Origin of the sequence: Streptomyces pacificus, from assembly GCF_011766325.1 — a bacterium.
Lineage (GTDB): Bacteria > Actinomycetota > Actinomycetes > Streptomycetales > Streptomycetaceae > Streptomyces > Streptomyces pacificus.
Genome location: NZ_BLLG01000010.1, coordinates 55,606 through 72,196 on the forward strand (window position 1 = coordinate 55,606; position 16,591 = coordinate 72,196).

Consider the following 16,591-nt stretch of genomic DNA (forward strand, 5'->3'; position numbering starts at 1 on the left):
GGCAACCCGAGCGGGCGACCGGCGCGCGGCAGCCGAAGCGGGCCACCGACGGCACCGGGCCGCCGTACCCGCGACGGCACCGGGCCGCCGCCGTACCCGCACCACCGCCGACGGGCCGCCGCTTCCGGCTCCGCACCACACGCACCGCACCGCACCGCACCGCGCCCCGCTCCGGCCCGTCGCCCGAAGCGGGGACCCGTCCCGCCCTCACCTTCCCGGCCGGTGGTGGCGCGGCGCGCCACCCTTCGCCTTCGCCTTAGTCTTCGTCTTCGCCTTCGCCTTCGCCTTCGCCTTCGCCTTAGTCTTCGCCTTCGTCTCCTTCAGGGCGTGTGCCGCCAAGTCAGCCACCCTGCCGTCAGGATGGCGTCCGCGCAGGTCCTCCAGGATGTGGACCGCGGTCGCCGGGTCGGCCGCCGTCAGCGCCGGCAGCAGGGCGGCCGCGCCGCCCGGCCAGCCGGCGGCGGCCGCGTCGAAGGCGTCGGTCAGGGCGGTGGGGGCCGGTTCCTGGACGCCCTCCCCGGCGACGGCCACGATGGCCCTCATATCGGCCGCCCAGCAGGCGTCCAGTTCCTCGAGCAGGAGCGTGGCACGGGCTTTGCCGGGCACAAGGCCGTGGTCTGCGGGTTCGCCCCGGGCGTGGAGGAGGAGGCGGGCGTGGGCGCCGGTGAAGGGGTCGGCGAGCGCGGCCCGCAGCGGCCCGCAGGGGATGCCCGCGCGGTCCAGGCGGGAGAAGAGGTCCTTCGTCAGCGTGCAGTGGAGGCATACGGACATCGCCGCCGAGACGGCGTCCAGCAGCTCGCTCCACACCTCGTCGGTGGCGCCCCTGGCCGCCGTCCAGGCGGTGAGGGCCTTGGCGGCGACGGCGGGCGGCCAGTGCTGGACGGCCCTGACGATCCCTGCCGCGTCCCAGGAGACCGGCTCGTCCTCGCCGGGGGCGGCGACATGGTCCGCGGCGAGCAGATGGCGGACGACGGCGTTGCCCAGCGGGGTGAGCCCGTACGCATCGCCGGTGCGGAAGACACAGCCGGTCCCGGCCAGCTCGTCCACGACGGCGGCGAGCGCGCGGGCCTGACCGTCGACCTCCGACCAGTCCTCCCCGGTGAGGTCGGGGAGGCCGAGCAGTGCGGACAGCTCCCCGAGCGGGGGCGTCCGGTACGCGGGCGGGGCCGAGGCCGGGACGTGCGCCGGGGCGTCCTCCATGTCGCGCGGGACGAGCAGGTCGGTGTGGCCGGACGCCTTGCGGGCCACCGAATCGGGGGCGCCGCCCCTCGTGTACAGCCCGTAGAGCACATGCGCGGCGTCGAGGGCGTATGCCTCGCCCGCGGAGACGTCCGGGTCGGAGCGGGAGGCGATGCGCTCCACGACGGCGGCGAGCACATCGGCGCCGAGTTCCACGAGCTCCTGCGGAGTGCCGTCGTTCCAGACGGCCTCGGCGGGTCCGGGGAGACCGCACAGCTCGCTGAGGTCGCGGACGTCGTCGTTCCCGGCCGCGAGCGCTGCGGGCAGCGGGGCCGCCCGCAGCAGCGCCCGGATCTCACCGGGGTCGGGCAGCTCCCCGGGCGGGGGCACCGGCACCGTGGTGTCGCCGTAGTAGTCGAGGTGCTCGTCGAGGAAGCGGTCGGCGAGGACGAGGTGCGGCAGCGCATCGGGCCCGGGGGCGAGGGCGGAGTACGGTCCGGACAGCGCTTCGGAGAGTCCGGCCGCCGTCCAGCGGTCGGACAGGTCGGCCCCCAGCCCTTCCATCGTGAGCATGAGCGCGTCCTCGGGGCGGTCGGCGTCCAGGACGGACGCCGGGGGCAGCAGCGGCCCCGCCGGCCCGGGGTCCTCGATGCCCTGGGCGAAGGTCGCCAGCAGTACGTCGGTGAGCCGTACGCGGGCTTCGAAGTCGGCGGCACTGACGTCCGAACGGTGCAGGGGTTCGGGGAGCGCCGGCCGCCTCGCACGGGGGGCGGCGGCGAACGCGGCGAGCCAGGCGCTCACCGCCCCGGGGTCGTCCGCCTCGACGCCGTCCGCCCGCATCAGCGAGGCGTACCAGCGGGGCCAGGTGAGTCTGCGGGGATCGCCGTGGGCCTCCGTGAACACCGGTACGGCTTCCTCCACCGCGGCGAGGACGCGCGCATGGCGCTTGGCGTTCAGGCGGCCCGCCGCGCGCACCCGGTCGGCCAGCGCCGTGAGCACCGAGGGGAGAGCGGCGGCCTCGTCGGGGCTCGCCCACAGCAGCAGCGGCAGGTCCTCGGCGAGCACCCGGCGCACCAGATCGGGCGTCGGCTCGGGCACACCCGCACGGCGGTCGGCGCCGTGCAGCGCCAGCAGGGTCAGCACCGCGTCGGCGGGGCGGGGCGGGAGGACGGTCCCCCGCTCGCTCTCCGCCCAGGCGAGGAATGCGTCGAGGCCGGTGTTCAGGACAGTGGTACGGGTCACCCGGGGAGCGTAAGGGGGTTCACCGGGACTGCGGGCCGGCTTGTGCGGAGAATGGCCCGATCGGGCGAGGGGCCGCCTCCGCCGTGACACCGCCTGCCGAGGAGGGGGACGGCCCGACCGGAGCCGGGGAAGGGCGGGGACGTCCACCGCCCCGGGGAGCACCGCCCCGGGGAGCACCGCCCCGGGGAGCACCGCCCCGGGGAGCACCGCCCCGGGAGGTGCCGCCGTGTCGGCGTGCACCTCCCGGCGACGGCTGCCGCGGACCCCGCTCGGGTCCGCGGCCCGCCGGTCGAGGGCCGTCCCCCTCTACCGGACTACCGGGGTTGTCAGGCCTGCGCGGCGATCCGCGCGAGGCGCTGGGCCTGGCTCCGGGTGGAGCGGGCGATGGCGTCCTCGTCGGCCTTCAGCAGCCGGCCGTTCTCCACGACCGGCTCACCGCCGACGAGGGAGAGCGTGACCGGGGCGGCCGCGCCGAGGACGAGGGCGGCCACCGGGTCGGCGATGGAGGCGTGGGCGAGGGTGTCCAGCTTCCAGAGGACCAGGTCGGCGAGCTTTCCCTGCTCCAGGGAGCCGATCTGCGAGGCGCGGCCGAGGACCCGGGCGCCGCCGTACGTACCCAGCCGGAGCGCCTGACGTGCGGTCAGCGCGGCTTCCCTGTGCCGGGGGTCGAGGCGGTTGACCAGCAGTGCGTTGCGCAGTTCGGTGTGCAGTTCACCGGACTCGTTGGAGGCGGTGCCGTCGACGCCGAGGCCGACCGGGACACCGGCCCTCAGCATGTCGGGGACGCGGGCGATCCCGGCGCCGAGGCGGGCGTTGGACGAGGGGCAGTGGGCGACACCGGTCCTCGTCCGGGCGAACGCCTCGACATCGGAGTCGTTCATATGGACGCAGTGCGCCATCCACACGTCCTCGCCGAGCCAGCCGGTGGACTCGAAGTACCGGGTGGGGCCCATACCGAAGAGCTCGTGGCAGAACTTCTCCTCCTCCACGGTCTCACTGCCGTGGGTGTGCAGGCGCACGCCCTTGCGGCGGGCCAGTTCGGCGCCTTGCCTGAGCAGTTCGGTGGAGACCGAGAAGGGGGAGCAGGGTGCGACGGCGATCTGCGTCATCGCGTCGAAGGAGGCGTCGTGGTGCCTGTCGATGGTCTCCTCGGTGGCGGCCAGGGCGCCGTCGAGGGTCTCGACGGCGAAGTCCGGTGGCAGGCCGCCGTCCTTCCGGCTGCGGTCCATCGAACCCCGGGCCAGTGTGAAGCGGACGCCCATCTCGGACGCGGCCCGGATGATGGCGCCGGAGAGGTCGCCTGAGCCCTTCGGGAAGACGTAGTGGTGGTCCATCGCGGTGGTGACCCCGCCGCGGGCCATCATCGCCAGTGAGCCCTGTGCCGCGGAGTACGCCATCTGCTCGTCGATGCGGGCCCAGGTCGGGTAGAGCGCGACCAGCCAGTCGAACAGGTTGTGGTCCGTGGCGAGGCCGCGGGTGATCCACTGGTAGAAGTGGTGGTGCGTGTTGACCAGGCCGGGGGTGGCGAGGTGGCCGGAGGCGTCGACGCGGCGGGCGACGTTGTCCAGGTTCCCGGGGGCCTTGCCGGGGCCGACCGACTCGATGCGGTTGCCGGTGACGACGATGTGCCCGGAGGCGTACTCGGTGTCGCCTGCGTCCACGGTCGCGATCGCGCAGTTCTCGATGACGGTGCGCGGGGCTGCTGCCGGTGCTGCCATGGCGGTGCGTCCTTTGTCTCTCAGTGGCGGTACGGGCACGGCAGGACCCTGGAGGATTTGAGTGCCACGGCCGGGGGCCGTGGGTGCCGAGAAGGTGGGCGGGCGCAGTGGACGGGCGGAGTCGGCGGACGGCGTCTGCGGGCGGGGTGGACGGCGTGTGCGGGCGGGCCCGTCCTTTGTGCACGTGTTGTCAAGGAAACCACCTGTTCCCGCGTGTCCGGCCGTGTCCCCGGCGCCCGGTCACCGGGGACGGACGGCGCCGCGGCCGGTCCGGTGGGGCGGCCCGGGGCAGGAGACCGCGGCGGCGCTCGAACGAACGGTCAGAGGTTGGTCAGATCGGCCGGGATCCGCGCCTCGGCGCCGTCCCGCAGGATCGTCGCCTCGATGAGTCCGTACGGCCGGTCGGCGGCGAGGTAGACCTCGTTGTCGTTCTTGAGCCCGAAGGGCTCGAGGTCGACGAGGAAGTGGTGCTTGTTCGGGAGGGAGAAGCGGACCTCGTCGATCTCGGTGCGGTGATTGATGATCCGCGCACCCATCTGGTAGAGGGTCTGCTGCAGCGAGAGGGAGTAGGTCTCGGCGAAGGCCTGCAGCATGTGCTTCCTGACGTGCTCGTAGGACTTCTCCCAGTGGGGCGCCCTCTGCTCGTCGTCGGTCCAGTTGAACCGCCAGCGGCCGGAGACCTCCGTGGCGAGGATGCGGTCGTGCGCCTCCCGCAGGGTGGTGTACCGGTCCTTGACGTAGCCCCAGAACTCGGAGTTGGTCGAGTTCATCACGACCAGGTCCTTCAGCCCCGAGACGACCTCCCACGACTCCCCGTCGTAGGTGATCTGGGTGAGGCGGGTCTCCTGGCCCTTGCGGACGAAGGAGTGCCTGACCTCGTCGGCGCCGATGAACCTGGAGTTGGCGTCGGAGGCCGCGATGCGCTCCCAGGCGTACTCCTCGATCCGGATGCGCGCGCGGTGGATCGGCTCCTGGGAGGTCACGAAGTGGCGGGCGAGGTGGATGCCGAACTGCTCGGCGGAGTCGATCCCGTACTCCTTGGCGAACGCGTACACCGTGTTCTTGGTGGTGTCGGTCGGCAGGACGTTGGCGTTCGAACCGGAGTAGTGGACGTCGTCCATGTCGCCCGAGAGCGCGACCGAGACGTTGAGGTCCTTGATGTGGTGGGTCTCGCCGTCCCGGGTGATCCTCACGACGCGGTTCTCGGCCTTGCCGTACTGGTTCTGTCCCAGGAGTACGGGGCGGCCGGGTCGGGATGTGGCTGTCATTGTCTGCTAGCTCCCTCGGTAAACGGAGTAGCCGAACGGGTTGAGCAGCAGCGGTACGTGGAAGTGCTCGCCCGGCACGACGGCGAACGTGATCGCCACCTCCGGGAAGAACGCACCGCTGTCCCGATTCGCGGGGGCGTCCTGCTGGGCCTCGGCTTGCTTCTTCGCGAAGTACGGCCCGGTCTCGAAGTCGAGCCGCACATGGGTGGTGCCCTCCGGCAGCGCCGGCAGGTCCTTGCACCGGCCGTCCGCGTCGGTCGCCGATCCGCCGAGCGCCGTCCACTCGCCCCCGGAACCCGCGCGGGCCGACAGGGACACGGCGACGCCCTCGGCTGGCCGGCCGGCACTGGTGTCCAGGATGTGGGTGGACACCGACGCCGTGCTCTCGCTGCTCATACGCTCTCTTCCTCCACGAGACGGGTCAGCCGGATCCGGTTGATCTTCCCCAGTTCGGTGCGGACGGTCTCCCACTCCTGCTCGGGCGAGTGGTCGATCCGCGCGCGGACGGCGTCCCTCATCTGCTCACCGGTGCGGCCGGTGGCGCAGATCAGGAACACATGGCCGAACTTCTCCTGGTAGGCCAGGTTGAGTTCGAGCATCTCGGCCTTGAGCTCATGGGAGGCACCGGCCATCCCGCTCTGCTCGCGGGAGGAGACCGGGTCCCCGGGCTTCGGCCTGCCGATCGGCGGATGCCCCGCCATCGCTTCGGCCAGGTCGCCGGCGGTCAGCTCCGCCATGGCGGCGTCGCCGGCGGCCAGAAGGGCCTCGACGGTGGCGTAGGGGCGCCGGGACAGCAGTGCGCTGCCCCACGCCCTGCTGGCGCACACCTCGTGCAGCCTGGACCGCGCCTCGCTGTCCGTCGAGGTGTTGAACCGGGTGAGGCCCGGAACGGAAGTCGAAGACACGGGATCCTCCGCGGCTGTTCTGCGTGGTGCGTCGGACGGGCTGCGGACAGCTAACGCCTTCCCACGACAACCCGTCAACAGTTTGTTGAATATTTGTGGGAGGACGGCCGCCTGCCCGGTATGCGGACAGCCCGTGGACGGGGCACGGCCCGGACCGCCCCGGACGCGCCGGGCGCGGTCGGGGAAGCCGGTCGGGCAGGGTCAGCCGGGGCGGTCACCGGCTCTCTTTCCGGATGCGTCGCTCCGCCGTGCGGGTGAACCTGGGGAAAGCCAGGCTATTGAACACAAGGGAGAACACGATGATCCAGATGTTGCACGAGAAGGGCATGCGCAGCGAGCACGCCTACACCGCGGCATTCGTCTCCATCGGCCTGTCGATACTGGCCTGGACGGCATCCCGCCGGGCCGAGCCGGGCGCCGGCGTCGACCGCGCGGACCGCTGGGGCATCTTCGTCGGCGAATGGGCGCCCACGTTCTTCGGCCTCGGCCTCGCCCTCTCCCACTACGAGCAGCACGACGGCACCCTCGTCGCCGGTGTCCACGACATCCGCAAGGCGCAGTCGTCGGCCAAGGCGAAAGCGAAGGGGAAGGAGCAGGAGGCCATGTGACCCACGCGCGCGAACGCCCGCCCCGGTCAGGGATGGCACAGGGGCGGGCGCTCCCGTGCGCACGGACGCGGTGCGCGGGTGCGGCCGGGCCGACCGGTCTCCGCGGCCCCTCCCCCGGGCGCCTTGAGCCGGTCGGGCCGCTTCCCTCCACCCTGTCCCCTTTCAGAGGCCTTTCTCACGGTTCAGATAGTTGTAGACGGTGAACCGGCTGACGCCGAGCGCCTGGGCCACGGTCTCCACCCCATGCCGTACGGAGAAGGCGCCGCGCGCCTCCAGCGTCCGCACGACCGACTGCTTCGCCCTTCGGTCGAGCGACGGCAGCGGCATGCCGTGACGCCGCTCCATCGCGGCCAGGATGTGGTCAAGCGAGTCCGAGAGCTGCGGCAGCCGCACGGCCAGCACCTCGTCCCCCTCCCAGGACAGGACGACATCGTCCGGCTGCGCCTGGTCGGGAGGGAGGATCTCCGCCCCCATCGCGTCCACCAGCGGCCTGACGGCGCCGACCAGGGGATGCTCGCCGGGCCCGGTCACCTCTCCCCCTCCCGACGCCCGCGCCCGTCCCCGCTCCCGTGCGCGTCCCCGCTCCCGTTCCCGCTCCCGTGCGCGTTTCCGCGCCCGTGCCCGTGCTCGGTGGCGACTCCCCCGCCCGCCACCGCCGCGCCGTCCGCCACGGCTCCGCCGTGGACGGCTGCCCCGGGGTCGCGCTCCCCCATCACGTTGACCTGCAGCGACACCCGGGTGGCACCCGCGCCGAGGGCTCGGCGCAGCAGCGATTCGACCGCGGCGAGCACGGCGTCCGCCCCGCCCTCGGCGGTGTTGCCGAAGGGGCCGACGTCCACGGCGTCGAGGTCGGCGGCCTGGAGGACCTCGCGGGCCACCAGCGCATGAGCCGGGGCCTCATCGAGGTCGAAGGGTTCCGTCGTGAACTCCACTCGCAATCGCATGGCCCCACGGTAAGCCCGCCGGCACGGGCGCCCGCCGGGCGGTACGGGGAAATCCGGCGCCCGCGCGGGCCTGGACCGCGCGCCTCCCACGGCGAGCCGGCCGGCGGCGGCCGGACGCCCCGCGGAGTGGCCCGGCGGCAGGACGTCCGGGTCTTGACAGCCCTCCCCCACCAGAGGCAATCTTCCATTACGCAGAAATAATTTTCCGTAATACGGAAGGTGCATTCCCTCATGGGATACCCGGACCAGCGCTTCGCTGTGAACCTCTCGATCCTCTTCACCGAGCTCCCGCTGCTGGAGCGCCCGGCGGCCGCAGCCGCGGCGGGGTTCTCCGCGGTCGAGCTGTGGTGGCCCTGGACCGACAGCCCCGAGCCCGGGCAGAGCGAGCTGGACGACCTGAGGAAGGCGCTTGGGGACTCCGGCACCCGGCTGGTGGGCCTGAACTTCTACGCCGGCCGGCTGCCGGGCCCGGACCGCGGCGCGCTCTCCGTACCCGGCGAGGAGTCGGACCGCTTCCGCGCCAACATCGACGTGGCCGCGGACTTCGCCTCATCCGTCGGCTGCAAGGCACTCAACGCCCTCTACGGAAACCGCGCCGAGGGCGTGGACCCGGCCGTACAGGACGAACTCGCCCTCCAGAACCTGGTGGCGGCGGCGCGCGCGGCCGACCGGGTGGGCGCGATCCTGCTGATCGAGGCCCTGAACGAAGCGGAGTCCCCGCTCTACCCGCTGGTGAGCGCACCCGCCGCCATCGAGGTGGTGGACAGGGTCAACGCCGTCACGGGCCTCGGCAACGCCAGGTTCCTGCTCGACATCTACCACCTGTCGATGAACGGCGAGGACATCGCCGCCGTCATCGACGCCCACACAGCGAAGACCGGACATGTGCAGATCGCGGACAACCCCGGGCGCGGCGCGCCGGGCACCGGCGCGCTGCCGCTCGAGGACCTGCTCGACCGGCTGAGGGAGGCCGGTTACGACGGCTGGATCGGCCTGGAGTACAAGCCCGGCGACCGTCCGAGTGCCCGGTCCTTCGACTGGCTCCCGGAGACCGCCCGGCCCGCGCGCTGAGGCCGGTCCCACCGTCCGCCGGCACCCCTTCGCACCACCGCTCCGAGAGAGGCAACCCCATGAGCACCCCCGCAGACTCCTCCCACACCTCCCGCGCCTCCCGCACCTCTCGCACCTCTCGCACCTCCCGCGCCGATCTGCCGACGATCGCGTGGATCGGCCTCGGCATCATGGGCTCGCCCATGTCCGAGAACCTGATCAAGGTGGGCTACCAGGTGACCGGCTACACCCTGGAGCAGGAGAAGCTGGAGCGCCTCACGGCCGCCGGCGGCACCGCCGCCGCGTCGATCGCCGAGGCCGTCACGGACGCCGATGTCGTGATCACCATGGTTCCCGCCTCACCCCAGGTGGAGGCCGTCGCATACGGGCCGGACGGCATCCTGGAGAACGCGAAGCGGGGCGCCCTGCTGATCGACATGTCCTCGATCACCCCGCACACCTCCGTCGAACTGGCGAAGAACGCCGCCGGCAAGGGGATACGCGTGCTGGACGCCCCCGTCTCCGGTGGTGAGGCCGGCGCCGTCGAAGCGGTCTTGTCGATCATGGTCGGCGGCGAGCAGGACGCCTTCGACGAGGCCGCCCCCATCCTGGAGGCACTGGGCAAGACGATCGTCCTGTGCGGCCCGCACGGCTCCGGCCAGACGGTGAAGGCCGCGAACCAGCTGATCGTCGCCGTCAACATCCAGGCCTGCGCCGAGGCCGTCGTCTTCCTCGAGAAGTCCGGTGTGGACCTGCGGGCGGCCCTGGACGTCCTCAACGGCGGACTCGCCGGCTCCACCGTCCTGACCCGCAAGAAGGGCAACTTCCTCGACCGCGACTTCAGGCCGGGCTTCCGGATCGACCTCCACCACAAGGACATGGGCATCGTCACCGACGCCGCCCGCGACGTCGGGGCCGCCCTGCCGGTCGGGGCCGTCGTCGCCCAGCTGGTCGCCTCCCTGCGCACCCAGGGCGATGGAGGCCTGGACCACTCGGCGCTGCTCCGCGCGGTCGAGCGCCTGTCCGGCTCGCCGGTCGCCTGACGCGGCCCCGCCCCCCGTCCACCGGATCGGTTCCCCCCCATCGGCGCCCGGGCCCGTGCGTACCACGCGCCCGTCCCGCAGCCGCCCCGCACCTGCACGGGTGTCCGCGGCGGGCGCCCACGGCGGACGAGCACCCCGCCCGATCCCACGGCACCCCACCCCGGGTCGCCGTCGCCCCCCAAGCGTCCGGGCCGCTGCTGCGCCGACACCTGTCCTGTCGCGCCCAGGCGCAGCCGCGGCCCGGACCCACACCCCAGACTTCAACAAACTGTTGACGATGTCTCGGGCACGTACTTACCCTCCTGACACCTCAGCAGCTCCCGCACGGAAGGCCGCTCTCCCACCCATGACGCAGCGCGTGCTTACGACCGAGTCCGGCGCCCCGGTCGCCGACAACCAGAACTCCGCCACCGCCGGCGTCGGTGGCCCTCTCCTGCTCCAGGACCAGCACCTGCTGGAGAAGCTCGCCCGGTTCAACCGCGAGCGCATCCCGGAGCGGGTCGTCCACGCGCGCGGCTCCGGCGCGTACGGCCACTTCGAGGTGACCGACGACGTCACCGGGTTCACCCGGGCCGCCTTCCTGGACACGGTGGGCAAGCGCACCGAGGTCTTCCTGCGGTTCTCCACCGTGGCGGACTCGCTCGGCGGCGCGGACGCCGTCCGCGACCCGCGGGGCTTCGCGGTGAAGTTCTACACGCAGGAGGGCAACTACGACCTCGTCGGCAACAACACCCCGGTGTTCTTCGTCAAGGACCCGATAAAGTTCCCCGACTTCATCCACTCCCAGAAGCGCGACCCGTTCACCGGCAGGCAGGAGCCGGACAACGTCTGGGACTTCTGGGCCCACGCGCCGGAGGCCACACACCAGATCACCTGGCTGATGGGCGACCGGGGCATCCCGGCCTCGTACCGCCACATGAACGGCTACGGATCCCACACCTACCAGTGGACCAACGCCGAGGGCGAGGCCTTCTTCGTCAAGTACCACTTCAAGACCAACCAGGGCATCCGCTGCCTGAGCAGCGAGCAGGCCGCGGAAGTCGCGGGCAGCGACCCCGACTCCCACCAGACGGACCTGCTGCAGGCCATCGAGCGGGGCGTCAACCCGTCCTGGACGCTCTATGTGCAGATCATGCCCGCGGCCGAGGCGGCCGACTACCGCTTCAACCCGTTCGACCTCACCAAGGTGTGGCCGCACGCCGACCACCCGCTGCGGCGCGTCGGCCGGCTGGTCCTCGACCGCAACCCCGACAACGTCTTCGCCGAGGTCGAGCAGGCGGCGTTCTCACCGAACAACTTCGTGCCGGGCATCGGGCCCTCACCGGACAAGATGCTCCAGGGCCGCCTGTTCGCCTACGCGGACGCCCACCGCTACCGTCTCGGCGTCAACCACACCCAGCTCGCGGTGAACGCGCCGAAGGCCGTCCCCGGCGGCGCCGACAACCACGGCCGCGACGGCTTGATGGCCGCCCGCAACGGCTCCCGCCACGACAAGAACTACGAGCCGAACTCGTACGGGGGCCCGGTGCAGACGAACGCCGCCCTGTCGGCGCCGCTGGCCCTGCACGGCCACACCGGCACGCACGCCGCACCGGCACACGCCAAGGACGACGACTTCCACCAGGCCGGTGAGCTCTACCGCCTGATGTCCGAGGAGGAGAAGTCGCGCCTGGTCGCGAACATCGCCGGCGGACTCTCCCAGGTCACCCGCGACGACGTGATCGAACGGAATCTCGCCCACTTCCACGCCGCCGACCCGGGCTACGGCAAGCGCGTGGAGGAGGCGGTCCGCGCCCTGCGCGAGGGCTGAGCCGGCCGGGCCCGTACACGCTGAGCGCACGGGTCACCGTGTCCCGCCGAAGCCCTCCCCCACGGTCAGGGTGACCAGGCCCTCCGGCGCGTCGGAGCTCTCCGTGACGGTGCTCCCGGGCACCCGGGAGGCGAGGGCCCTCGCCTCCCGGGCGAGCCCGGCGGGGTGGACGACCGACGTCCCCGCGCCCACCACCGCAGCGCTCCCGGTTCCGGTTCCGGTTCCGGTTCCGGTTCCGGTTCCGGTTCCGGCAATGGTGAATCCGTAAGCGGCAAGCGTTCCGGCGATCTCCTCGGCGAGGCCTGGCGTGCCGGTGCGGTCGAGCACCCGTACGCGGACGGTGCCGGCGTAGAGGGGGTTCCGGCCGGCGGCTGCGACGCTCTCCTCGCGGACCTCCCTGTCCCGGGCGAGCGACAGGAACAGTTCGGCGGCCTCCGGGTACTGCCAGACGACGTTCGCCGTGTCGGACGGCACGTCCATGCCGCGGGGGTAGTTGGGTACGGTCACCAACGTCAGCCGGCCGGGTGGGATCGCCTTGAGCCGGGACACGAGACCGTACAGGGGACGGATCCCCGCGAGTGCCTCGTCGGTGGTGAGGGACTCGGTGGCGGACTCCAGCAGTCCGTACAGCGCGCCGGGGCTGGTCAGCTTCTCCTTGGCCCGGTCGGCGAGGGCCCGCAGGAACTCCTGCTGCCGGCCGATGCGGCCGAGGTCGGAGCCGTCACCGACACCGTAGCGGGCGCGCACGTAGCCCAGAGCGCCCTCGCCCCGCACGGTCTGGCAACCGGCGGGGATGTCGAGGCGTGCCTTCTCGTCGCGGATGGCCGCCGTGGGGCACACCGTCATCCCGTCGAGGGCGTCGACCATCCTCTTGAGCCCCTGGAAGTCGACCGACAGGAAGTGGTCGATGCGCAGCCCGGTGTTGCGCTCGACCGTCTTGACCGCGCAGGCGGCGGCCTTCGCGACCTCACCGCCGGCGCCGCCGATCGCGAACGCTTCGTTGATCTTGGCGTGGTGGGGTCCGGAGACGGTGCCGTCGCCGCGCTCGCAGGCGGGCACCCGCACCCACGAGTCCCGGGGGAAGGAGACCACGGTCGCCCACTGCCGGTTCGCGGCGAGGTGAAGGACCATCAGCGTGTCGGAGTGCATGGCGGTGTGGCCGCTGCCGTACCCGGCGTTGGCCCCGGCCCGGGAGTCGGAACCCGTCACGAGGATGTTCTTCGAGCCGGGGCTCATCCTCGGCGGCCGGTCGTCGCCGATCCCGGCGTCCACGTCCGCGGCGTGGATGTTGCCCCGCAGGTCCCGGTAGACCCAGAATCCGGCGGCGGCGGCGACGGCGAGGAGCGCAGCGAGCACGGAGACGGCCCTCGGCGCCTTCCGGCCGCGCCGGGGCGGCCGGGCCCGCCCTTCGGCCACGCCCCGGGCCGGGGCCTCCTCCGGGCTCCACCGGTCCGCCACCTGGTCCGTCGGGGTTCTCGCCGGGTGCCGCGGTGCCTTCGCCGGGTGCCGTCCGGGCGCATCGCTCACGTCGAAGTTCCTCCACTGCCCGGGTGGGTCGGCGCGCGCCCCCGTCGGCGATCGCTCTCGGCGGGACGGCAGGTGCCAGCACTCTACTTCCGGGTGTGCGCCGTCGAGCCGCGACGACACCCTGACCCGCGTACCGGGGTGGAGCCCGGACGACGCGGTCTGCTTCGCCGTCAGCCCCCGCGGCGCGCTTCCCCCTCTGCCTCTCCACCGCACGCCTCCGACCTGCACATGCCCGCCCGCGGTACGGACCGGCACCCCTGCCGCGCCGTCGCCGGGAGCGGCTCGCCCGGCAGGGCGGGGCATCCTGGCGGCACCCGCGTCAAGGAGCCGTCAAGATTGCCGCAGTACGGCAATGACAGATGGGCGGCGCGGAGGGGACCATAGGGCCCTCGGGGTGGAATTCAGAGGGCAGGAGACTTGCCGGTATGGGTCTGTTTCTCGGTCTCGGCATCGCGGGCATCGTCCTGCTGGCGCTGTCACTGGTCTTCGACGGGGTACTGGAAGGCGCACTCGACGGTGTGCTGGACGGCCTGTTCGACGGCTGGCTGTCGCTTCCGGTGATCGCGGGGTTCGTCTCCATGCTCGGCTTCACCGGCGCGATCGTGCTGGGGACGACAGACCTGGGAACGACCGCGGCGACGGCGGCGGGCGTCCTCGCCGGCCTGCTCGCCGCCCGGCTGACCTGGTGGCTGAGCAGCAGTCTGATGCGGGACCGGGCCGCCACGGCTCCGCGGGACGCGGACCTCCTCGGTACCGGAGGGTCCGTGGTGACGGCGATCCCGGCCGACGGCTACGGCGAAGTGCTGCTCCGGGTGGCCGGCCAGCCCGTGAAGTACGCCGCCAGGTCCGCCACGCCCATGGAGCGGGGCGCGGAGATCTGGGTGGAGGCCGCCCTGTCCGCCACCTCCGTCCTCGTCCGGCCCGTCGAGCGCTGAAACGATTCGCCGCGACACTCTTCCACTTGATCCGCTTGATCCGCTTGATCCGCTTGATCCACTCGATCCACTCGATCTGCCGCCCCCAGGGAGGCAGGGGGGAGCACCATGAACCCAGTTGTCATCGCCGTGGTGGGAGTCGTCGTACTCCTCGTCCTGCTGGCCCTCGTCGTCGTCACGCGCTACAAGGTCGCGGGCCCCAGCGAGGCGTTCATCATCACGGGTCGGCGAGGGAAGAAGGCGACCGATCCCGACACCGGGCGGATCTTCACCGACAACAGCGGCCAGAAGGTCGTCGTCGGCGGCGGCGTGTTCGTCGTGCCGTTCGTCCAGCAGAGGTTCACGCTGGACCTCTCCAGCCGGCACATCCCCGTGGCCGTGCGGGGAGCGGTCACGCTGCGCGGCGTCAAGGCCCACCTCGAGGGCGTGGCGATCGTCAAGGTGGGCGGCACCGAGGACTCGATCCGAGCCGCCGCCCAGCGCTTCCTGGTCCAGCAGGAAGGGATCGTCGGCTTCACTCAGGAAGTGCTCTCCGGCGCGCTGCGCTCCATCGTCGGCCGGATGTCGGTCGAGGACATCATCCGGGACCGGGCCGCGTTCGCCGGCCAGGTCGCCGAGGAGGCCGAGGCCAGCCTCTCCGGACAGGGCCTGGTGCTGGACGCCTTCCAGATCCAGGACATCACCACCGAAGGCTCCTATCTCGAGGACCTGGGGCGCCCGGAGGCGGCGCGGGCGAAGCAGGAGGCGGACATCGCGGAGGCGGTGGCCCGGCGGGCGTCGGAGCAGGCGCGGCTGAAGGCCGAGGAGGAGATCGCCGTCGCGCAGCGGACGTTCGCCCTCAAGCAGGCCGAGATCAAGGCGGAGACGGACGAGGCAGCCGCGAAAGCCGCCGCCGCCGGACCGCTCGCCGAGGCCGACCGGCAGCAGGAGATCCTGAGCCAGCAGGAGAAGGTCGCGGAGCGCCGGGCGGCACTGACGGACAGGGAACTCGACACCCAGGTCCGCAAGCCCGCCGACGCGGCCCGCTACCAGGCCGAACAGGAGGCCGAGGCACGTCGCGTCGCCCTGGTGAAGCAGGCCGAGGCGGACGCCCAGCGGGCCCGGCTGACCGGTGAGGGCGAGAAGGCGCACCGTGCGGCGCTGGCCGAGGCGGTCCGTATCGAGGGCGAGGCGGATGCCGCCGCCATCGCCGCCAAGGGGGCGGCCGAGGCCGACGCCATGCACAAGAAGGCGGACGCCTTCGAGCGGTACGGCGACGCGGCGGTCCTGCAGATGCTCGTCGAGGTACTGCCGCAGGTGGTCGGCAAGGCCGCCGAACCGCTGGGCGCGATCGACAAGATGACCGTCATCTCCACCGACGGTGCCGGAAAGCTGCCGCGGGCCGTCGCGGACAACGTCGCCCAGGGGCTGGAGCTGCTGGGTTCCACGACAGGTGTGGACCTCGCCGAGGTACTGCGAGGCATCACGCAGAAGGGCGCCAAGCGGGAGGCCGGCGGCACCGCGGAGAACGGGGCGGTCGAGATCACCGGCTAGTGGTGCGCACGGCGCGCCTGCCTGGCAGGCCCGGGGAGAACCGGCAGGACTGCGCGGGGACGGGTCAAGACCGGGCAAGGCGGGCATAGGGGCCGGGCAGGACGGCAGGGCCGGGGACCGCTACGCTCCCCGGCCCTGCCCGTCGGCGGTCGAGGCCCGGGTTGGTCGTACCCGCCGGGGGATCGTTGCCCCGGTTGGTCGTGGCCCGGGTCGCGGTCTCCGTGCTGGTCGCGGTCCCGCGAACGCGACCCGCACGCGGTGGCTCGCGGGATGCGGTCCACCGGAACCACGGACGCGGGGAACACGGGTGGCGCGGCCGCGGCGATGTCCGGGGAGCCGGGCCCTCCAGGGCGACCAACCGCAGCGGGCCCGGCCCACCAGCGGTGGCACCTCCGAGCACGGCGAGCCACGGCCGCAGGACGTTCGGCTGCACGGCGTCCGGCGCCGGTGTGGCACGGACGGCTGGTACGGCTCGCACCACGCCCGGCCGCCCGCCGGCACCGCGCTCAGCCCCGAGGCGCCTGGCGGTCCACGAGCACCACGACCAACGCGCCCGCGAGCAACGCCCAGGCCACCGCTGCGGGGCCGGCGTGCCGCCAGCCGACGAGGCCGAGGGCGGCCGCCGTCATCGCTCCCGCGGTGACGGCCCGGGCGTTGGAGACGAACGCCCACCGGGCACGGGTGCCTCCAGGGTGCCGCAGCTCCGCCAGGGCGGCCCTGATCACGAGTACGGCGGCCACGATGGCGACGGTCAGGAGCGAGGCGGTGCCGTCCACACGGTCCCTCCCGGAATCTGTCCGTCCATCGGCCCGTCCATCGGTCCGTCCCT

General features: G+C 72.7%; 14 protein-coding genes and 1 pseudogene. 6 read left to right on the forward strand and 9 right to left on the reverse strand.

The annotated features are described in order from the left end of the window. Window positions 1-207: 207 nt before the first annotated feature. The 5 genes from SCWH03_RS17555 to uraD all read right to left on the reverse strand — a co-directional run bounded on the left by SCWH03_RS17555 (window position 208) and on the right by uraD (window position 6,312). Window positions 208-2,421, reverse strand: a complete 2,214-nt coding sequence (locus tag SCWH03_RS17555) for a hypothetical protein (RefSeq protein ID WP_173265209.1) — start codon at window positions 2,419-2,421, stop codon at window positions 208-210. 326 nt (window positions 2,422-2,747) lie between these two features. Then, a complete protein-coding gene (locus tag SCWH03_RS17560) occupies window positions 2,748-4,139 on the reverse strand; it encodes an 8-oxoguanine deaminase (protein WP_173265210.1) in 1,392 nt (463 codons plus the stop codon). Between the two features lie 320 nt (window positions 4,140-4,459). Then, the gene (pucL, locus tag SCWH03_RS17565; protein ID WP_173265211.1) at window positions 4,460-5,407 is read right to left on the reverse strand and encodes a factor-independent urate hydroxylase; all 948 of its coding nucleotides are present in this window, start codon (window positions 5,405-5,407) and stop codon (window positions 4,460-4,462) included. A 6-nt stretch (window positions 5,408-5,413) separates the two neighbouring features. Then, window positions 5,414-5,803, reverse strand: a complete 390-nt coding sequence (gene uraH / locus SCWH03_RS17570) for a hydroxyisourate hydrolase (RefSeq protein ID WP_173265212.1) — start codon at window positions 5,801-5,803, stop codon at window positions 5,414-5,416. Next, a complete protein-coding gene (gene uraD / locus SCWH03_RS17575) occupies window positions 5,800-6,312 on the reverse strand; it encodes a 2-oxo-4-hydroxy-4-carboxy-5-ureidoimidazoline decarboxylase (protein ID WP_173265213.1) in 513 nt (170 codons plus the stop codon). Before uraD ends, uraH begins: the two co-directional genes overlap by 4 nt. A 299-nt stretch (window positions 6,313-6,611) precedes the next feature. Here uraD and SCWH03_RS17580 point away from each other — a divergent pair, with 299 nt between their 5' ends. Beyond that, the gene (locus SCWH03_RS17580) at window positions 6,612-6,920 is read left to right on the forward strand and encodes a hypothetical protein (protein ID WP_173265214.1); all 309 of its coding nucleotides are present in this window, start codon (window positions 6,612-6,614) and stop codon (window positions 6,918-6,920) included. Between the two features lie 162 nt (window positions 6,921-7,082). Here SCWH03_RS17580 and SCWH03_RS17585 read toward each other — a convergent pair whose 3' ends face one another. After that, the gene (locus tag SCWH03_RS17585) at window positions 7,083-7,394 is read right to left on the reverse strand and encodes a helix-turn-helix domain-containing protein (RefSeq protein WP_254076832.1); all 312 of its coding nucleotides are present in this window, start codon (window positions 7,392-7,394) and stop codon (window positions 7,083-7,085) included. A 230-nt stretch (window positions 7,395-7,624) separates the two neighbouring features. After that, window positions 7,625-7,864: pseudogene (locus SCWH03_RS29160) on the reverse strand (YkoF family thiamine-binding protein); the annotation flags it as partial. Window positions 7,865-8,095: 231 nt separating this feature from the next. Here SCWH03_RS29160 and SCWH03_RS17595 point away from each other — a divergent pair. From SCWH03_RS17595 to SCWH03_RS17605, 3 genes are all read left to right on the forward strand, one after another. After that, window positions 8,096-8,935 carry a TIM barrel protein gene (locus tag SCWH03_RS17595; protein WP_173265216.1) on the forward strand — a complete coding sequence of 280 codons (840 nt, stop codon included), beginning with the start codon at window positions 8,096-8,098 and terminating at the stop codon, window positions 8,933-8,935. A 59-nt stretch (window positions 8,936-8,994) separates the two neighbouring features. Beyond that, entirely contained in the window at window positions 8,995-9,957 is a 963-nt protein-coding gene (locus SCWH03_RS17600; protein WP_272491076.1) for a 2-hydroxy-3-oxopropionate reductase, read from the forward strand. Window positions 9,958-10,303: 346 nt separating this feature from the next. Further along, entirely contained in the window at window positions 10,304-11,767 is a 1,464-nt protein-coding gene (locus tag SCWH03_RS17605; RefSeq protein ID WP_173265217.1) for a catalase, read from the forward strand. A 33-nt stretch (window positions 11,768-11,800) separates the two neighbouring features. Here SCWH03_RS17605 and SCWH03_RS17610 read toward each other — a convergent pair whose 3' ends face one another. After that, window positions 11,801-13,294, reverse strand: coding sequence for an LCP family protein (locus SCWH03_RS17610; protein WP_443098663.1), 1,494 nt, complete (start codon window positions 13,292-13,294; stop codon window positions 11,801-11,803). A gap of 425 nt (window positions 13,295-13,719) precedes the next feature. Between SCWH03_RS17610 and SCWH03_RS17615 the strand changes: the two genes are divergently transcribed. Both SCWH03_RS17615 and SCWH03_RS17620 read left to right on the forward strand, forming a co-directional pair. Beyond that, window positions 13,720-14,229 (forward strand): NfeD C-terminal domain-containing protein, encoded by a 510-nt coding sequence (locus tag SCWH03_RS17615; protein ID WP_173265218.1) that lies wholly within the window; start codon window positions 13,720-13,722, stop codon window positions 14,227-14,229. Between the two features lie 108 nt (window positions 14,230-14,337). Then, complete coding sequence (locus SCWH03_RS17620) at window positions 14,338-15,762, forward strand: flotillin family protein (RefSeq protein ID WP_173265219.1); 1,425 nt, start codon at window positions 14,338-14,340, stop codon at window positions 15,760-15,762. A 506-nt stretch (window positions 15,763-16,268) separates the two neighbouring features. Here SCWH03_RS17620 and SCWH03_RS17625 read toward each other — a convergent pair. After that, the gene (locus tag SCWH03_RS17625; RefSeq protein WP_173265220.1) at window positions 16,269-16,538 is read right to left on the reverse strand and encodes a hypothetical protein; all 270 of its coding nucleotides are present in this window, start codon (window positions 16,536-16,538) and stop codon (window positions 16,269-16,271) included. Window positions 16,539-16,591: the final 53 nt, after the last annotated feature.

What these genes read in the sequence shown, in the direction of transcription:
- SCWH03_RS17595 (WP_173265216.1), top strand. Translation starts at nt 8,096, where the DNA reads ATGGGATACCCGGACCAGCGCTTCGCTGTGAACCTCTCGATCCTCTTC.
- SCWH03_RS17605 (WP_173265217.1), top strand. Translation starts at nt 10,304, where the DNA reads ATGACGCAGCGCGTGCTTACGACCGAGTCCGGCGCCCCGGTCGCCGAC.
- SCWH03_RS17620 (WP_173265219.1), top strand. Translation starts at nt 14,338, where the DNA reads ATGAACCCAGTTGTCATCGCCGTGGTGGGAGTCGTCGTACTCCTCGTC.
- pucL (WP_173265211.1), bottom strand. Translation starts at nt 5,407, where the DNA reads ATGACAGCCACATCCCGACCCGGCCGCCCCGTACTCCTGGGACAGAAC.
- SCWH03_RS17600 (WP_272491076.1), top strand. Translation starts at nt 8,995, where the DNA reads ATGAGCACCCCCGCAGACTCCTCCCACACCTCCCGCGCCTCCCGCACC.
- uraH (WP_173265212.1), bottom strand. Translation starts at nt 5,803, where the DNA reads ATGAGCAGCGAGAGCACGGCGTCGGTGTCCACCCACATCCTGGACACC.
- SCWH03_RS17585 (WP_254076832.1), bottom strand. Translation starts at nt 7,394, where the DNA reads ATGGGGGCGGAGATCCTCCCTCCCGACCAGGCGCAGCCGGACGATGTC.
- SCWH03_RS17615 (WP_173265218.1), top strand. Translation starts at nt 13,720, where the DNA reads ATGGGTCTGTTTCTCGGTCTCGGCATCGCGGGCATCGTCCTGCTGGCG.
- SCWH03_RS17580 (WP_173265214.1), top strand. Translation starts at nt 6,612, where the DNA reads ATGATCCAGATGTTGCACGAGAAGGGCATGCGCAGCGAGCACGCCTAC.
- SCWH03_RS17560 (WP_173265210.1), bottom strand. Translation starts at nt 4,139, where the DNA reads ATGGCAGCACCGGCAGCAGCCCCGCGCACCGTCATCGAGAACTGCGCG.